4 protein-coding genes are annotated in these 4,839 nt (G+C 72.8%); all 4 read right to left on the bottom strand.

What is annotated here, in order from left to right; all coding sequences use genetic code 11:
* Window positions 1–73 precede the first annotated feature (73 nt).
* Genes ACOJUF_RS15925 through ACOJUF_RS15910 form a run of 4 tightly spaced genes read right to left on the bottom strand, consistent with a single transcriptional unit; the run spans window position 74 to window position 4,733 of the window.
* Window positions 74–337: a hypothetical protein gene (locus ACOJUF_RS15925; RefSeq protein ID WP_420122807.1), complete on the bottom strand. Its 264-nt coding sequence runs from the start codon at window positions 335–337 to the stop codon at window positions 74–76.
* Window positions 338–352: 15 nt separating this feature from the next.
* Window positions 353–571 (bottom strand): hypothetical protein, encoded by a 219-nt coding sequence (locus ACOJUF_RS15920; RefSeq protein ID WP_420122806.1) that lies wholly within the window; start codon window positions 569–571, stop codon window positions 353–355.
* Window positions 568–1,434, bottom strand: coding sequence for a hypothetical protein (locus ACOJUF_RS15915; protein ID WP_420122805.1), 867 nt, complete (start codon window positions 1,432–1,434; stop codon window positions 568–570). The genes ACOJUF_RS15920 and ACOJUF_RS15915 overlap by 4 nt, the downstream gene beginning before the upstream one ends.
* 35 nt (window positions 1,435–1,469) lie before the next feature.
* Window positions 1,470–4,733, bottom strand: coding sequence for an FtsK/SpoIIIE domain-containing protein (locus ACOJUF_RS15910; RefSeq protein ID WP_420122804.1), 3,264 nt, complete (start codon window positions 4,731–4,733; stop codon window positions 1,470–1,472).
* Window positions 4,734–4,839 lie beyond the last annotated feature (106 nt).

Genomic DNA, 4,839 nt, shown 5'->3' with positions numbered 1-4,839 from the left:
CCCAGGACCGGGGGGGGGCGGGGGGGCCCCGCGCCCCACGGGGTTCCCTCGGCGCGGGCGGCGGCCCCGGCCGTCACGCCCGCAGGAATGCCTCCAACTGGCCGGCCTTGCTGACCAGGTAGCGGTTCGACTCCTGCGCCGTCGACTCGAAACGCTTGAGGGCCGTCTCCATCTCGGCCAGCTGACCCTCGAACTTGCGGCGCACGGGATCGTCCCAGCGGGCTGAGTTCAGCGTGGACCGCACACGCTTGATCGCGCTGCTGATGTCGGTCTGCGCCCGTTGGATCTCACTGGCCAATCGCCGCAGATCCTTCGGATCGGTGTTGGCTCCCGCCATGGTGCTCTCCGTTCGCTAGTCCTGAACCAGACGTTCGGCCCGGTCGAGTTGGTCGGCCAGGTCGGTCAGGGCCGCGGCGAAGTCCCGGTCCTGCCCGGTCAACGGGTCGAGAAATCTGGCGTCGACGATACGGGCGGCCGCGTCGCGCCATGCGGTCCCCATCGCCGCCCTGGCCCGGTCCCGATCGGCGGAGGCCCGCTGATGGGTCGCCAGCGCGGCCGCGACCGTGCTCACAGGTCCACCCGGGCCGGCACACCGGATTCCCCGCGCCGGCCGGCCACCCAGATCCGGTGCTGGCCGTTGGTGATCCGGAACCGGCCGTCGTCCCCGCGCTCCAACCGGATGGCATCCGACGGGCCGAAGAACTGGGACCACGTCATGTGGTAACTCCTTGTCCCGGAACGATTCTCCCGTGCATCGCGGGCGGCGAAGTAGTCGCCGTCCTTACCCAGCGCCAGGGCCGGCATGACCACCTCGTGCAACGCCTCGAAGGCCCAGGACAGGTCCTCCGGGGAGTAGCCCTTGCCGAAGCTCTCCGGGCCGCTGACCGTGCTGGCCGACACGTCGATCCGATCCAACGGCACCATCGCCCACCCCCCGGGGAATCCGGCGGGCACGGCCAACCCCGCGGCACCTCCGGCCGACGGCGCCGCACCGGCCGAGGTCGAGGCGGACCCGCCGCCCGCGGCGGCGAAACCCCCGGCACCGCCGGACGACGAGGACTGCAGGTAGGCCTCGATGTCGGACTGGTTGCGCCGCAGGTGGAGCCGGCCCTGCTGGACCAGCTGCTGGACCACCGTCACGTGCCGGGATCGGGCCGGCTGGAAGCGGGCGGCCGCCGCCGCCACCATCTCCTGGGCCCGGACGGCCTGCTCGAGCCGGCCGCGCGCCCGATCGACCGCCTGGGACTCCACCGCACAGCTGGCGTCCGGCTGGCTCAGGCAGTCCGCCAGCGCCGCTTGCGCCTCGGCCAGGTCGACCCGCCGGCGGGCCACCGCCTGCTGCACCGCTGCGGTCGATCGGCGCACCGCCGCATCGACGTCACCGACGACGCCCTCCTCGGCCTCGCCGTAGCGGACGATCGCCCGCGCGACCATGTCAACGACCGCGGGGTCGACGTGCGCCGGACCGGTCACGAGGTGCCGGCCAGCATGGTGGACGACCACTGCCGATCGGGGCCGACGAACAGCCGGACCCGCTGGTGCCGGCCCTGGTCGTGGTCGTCGAAGACTGCCTGCCCGGGGTGCAGACCCTGGGCCTCGTCGCTGTCGATGAGCGCGAGCGAGTCCTCCCGGCTGGCCGGCCCGCACACCCGAAGCCCGAACTCACGCAGCGCGTCGTAGGAGAGCCGGCGGTCGACCGAGGCCTTCTTGTCGATCCAGACGAGCAGGTGCACCCCGACCTCGGGCCCGTCCCGCGCGATGCGCTTGAGCAGCCCCGACTCGGAGGCGTCATCGAACTCCCCGTTGGGATCGAACTCGCGCGCCCGGTGCAGGCCGTGGATGACGACCACGAGCGGGGGCGAGTTGTAGTCGTGCAACTGGATCCGCTCGTCGACCTCCGCGGCCACCCCGGTCAGCCGGTCCCGGACCTCACGGCGCCGGGAGACCGTGGTCGACGGCGCCGCGGCGGCCGCGGCCAACCGGGCGGCACCGTCCTCGTCCGTCCCGCCGAAGTCCAGGACCTCGGTCCGGACACCGGCCCGGGCCAGCACCACCAGCCCGACAAGCAGCGGCCCGGGTTCGTCGATGACCAGGAGCAGGTTCGTGCCCGGTTCACGGCGCAGGTCGGCGCGGACCGGCCCGGACAGGTTCATCGACAACCCGAGCGGCAGGCTGACGGCCGTGGCCGTCGGGGTGGTCGTCGCCGGGTCGAACGTCGACCCCGGCACCTCGTCGACCGAGGCGCCCTTGCTGCCCTCGAACACGATCGGCACCACGGTCCGACCCTCGCCGTCGGCCCGCCGGCGCAGCTGCTCCAGGACCCAGGCCCGGTCCTCGGGGTCCCAGTAGGTGCTCTGGATTCGCTGGTTGGCGTCCTTCTGGCCGCCCGCGGTGTTCAGGATCGCCTCGCCGGGGCGGGAGAGCATCCGCGCGTCGGCATTCTCCTCGCTGAGCAGCAGGCGCGAGTCCGCCTCAGCGGACTGCAGGACCACCCGGGTCGGGATCAGGTTCGGCAGGTGCCGGCCCAGTGCCGGCATGCCGGCGATGGTCTGGGACGCCAGCACGACGTGCACCCCGAAGGCCCGCCCGGTCCGCAGCACCCGCTCGAGCATCTCGGCCGCGCGGCTGCCGATCTTGTCGTCCCGGTCGAACAGCACCTGGAACTCGTCGATGATCAGCACGATCCGGCTCATCGGCCGTCCGGTCCGGCGCCGGTACTGCCCGACGTTGGACTGCTCGCCGCTGCCGTCGGCGCGAAACAGCGCCCCCCGATCGATGATCTCGTCGGCCAGCTTCTCCAGCACGGCCACCCCGAATTCGCGTTCGGACTCGATGGCGACGACGCGGGCCTGCGGGAGCCGCGCGGTGGCGTACTGCTTGAACTCCACGCCCTCCTTGAAGTCGATCAGGTACAGCTCCACCTCGTCCGGCCCGTACTGCTGGACCAGGCTCATGATCAGGGAGTGCAGCAGGACCGACTTGCCCGAGCCGGGCCGGCCGCCGATGAGCACGCTCGACGCGGTCTGCGAATCGAGCCGGATGCGGGCGGTGTCGGTCGCGCCCAGCCGGCCCACCACCGCGGTCACATGCTCGGCACTCGAACCCTGCCACCAGGTCGCCGGCTCGTAGGCCGCGACGACCGGCTCCCGGTCCCCGGTGCCCTTGGCGACGGCGCGCTCCATCCCGGACCGGGCCAGCTCGCTCACCCGGTCGGGGGTCACCTGCAGATCACCGGCGCGCCGCAGCCCGCGTTCGATGTGGGTCAGCAGGCTCTGATGCACCTGCGGCGACAGCGCCGGAATCGGGTCGAACGACCAGGACACGGACACGTCGCTGCGACCCTTCGGCCCGCACAGAAGCAGGCCGGTCGAGCCGTCCAGGCCCAGACCCGGCGCGACGACCGCGGCCGGGTCGACGTCCCCGGCCACCTGGGGCAGGACGGAGGCCACCCGATCGGACTCCGCGCCCCGGTGCGAACGCACGATCAGCACGAAGACCCCGCAGCGCCGACCGGTCGTCAGGATCTTCTCGAGGCGCTGCAGCTGCTCCTTGTCGTACTGGTCGTCCCGGCTGAAGCCGCTCGGGTAGTCGTAGATGACGAGCACCCGGTAGGCCTCCGCGACGTCGCCCGACGCATGGTTGTACTCGGTCAGCGTGCGGTAGGCCCCCTGCAGGTACTTCTGGGTGACCAGGGTGATGTGTTCCTCGACCTCGACGAGCAGCTCCGCCAGCTCCTTGGCGGTCGTGCGGACCTTGCGTCCGATGACCTTCTCGGCCGCGTCGCCCAGCCCGTACAGGAAGTTCGCCGACTCGCCCAGCCGGTCGGGATCGAAGACGTCGAGCCTGACCTGCCCCGGACCGAGCGCGGCGAGCAGCCCTAGCACCGTCGACTCGACGATGGTGGGGGTCTGGCAGACGAAGCCACCCGTGCGGTCGAGGTCGATGATCACGGGGTACCGCACGACGGGCGGCAGCGCCAACGAATGGAGGCGGCTGCCGTTCTGGGTACTGGGGCGGGTCGTGCGGAACGAGATCGCGCCGGGGCCGGCGGTTCCCACCATCACCCAAGTAGGTCCGAAACCCCGCACCAGCCCGGTGTCCTCGGTCAGCGGCGCGCCGAGCGGGCCGATCGGGAAGGCCGGCGCCGGGATCGGCACCCAGCCCCGCACCACGGCCGTGGCCGCCGCGGCGGCCCGGTCGGGCCCGTCGGTCGCCATCGCATCCCAGGCCCGCTGGCGTACGCCGGCCCGGACCGAGATCAGCGGATTGACGGCGTTGGAGTATTCGTGTGCGCGGCTGTACCGGTACTTCTTCCGGCTGTCCGACGAGAGCAGGAGCTGCATCGAGCCGAGATCGACCACCAGTCGACGGACCTGCGCGATCCACTCGTCCGGGGTCTGGACGTCGTCACCGACGTTGTACGGCTCGAAGTCGCCGACGGTCGTCGGCAGGGCCTCCTTGGCGAATCGCTGGCGCCAGGCGGACTCCGCCGACGCCAGGGCGTCGTCCAGCCGCTTGAGCACGTCGTCGACATTGGGCCGCGCGGCGGCGAACGCCGCCAGCGCGTCCACCATCATCCGGTGGGTGCGCTGGGCGTCGGCGCCGCAGCGCTGCCGCGTTCTGGCCCAGTCCTCGGCCGCGGCGGCCAGGGCGGTCGGCCCGGCCGCGGTCCGGTTGCCGCGCTGCCGCAGGGAGGGCGGCCCGGCCGGACCGGGTGGCGGCGGAGTCCGCACCGCGGAGGGCGACGCGTCCACCGGTGCGGGCGCCGGGACGGGGGCGGCGGGACGCGGGGCGGCGGCCGGCGGTGCGCTCGGGGCGGAGCGCGCGCCCCCGGCCGTC

This window comes from Nakamurella sp. (assembly GCF_048594475.1).
GTDB lineage: Bacteria > Actinomycetota > Actinomycetes > Mycobacteriales > Nakamurellaceae > Nakamurella.
Note: the sequence above shows the minus strand (reverse complement) of the source record. Positions and strands in the feature narration are given on the sequence as shown.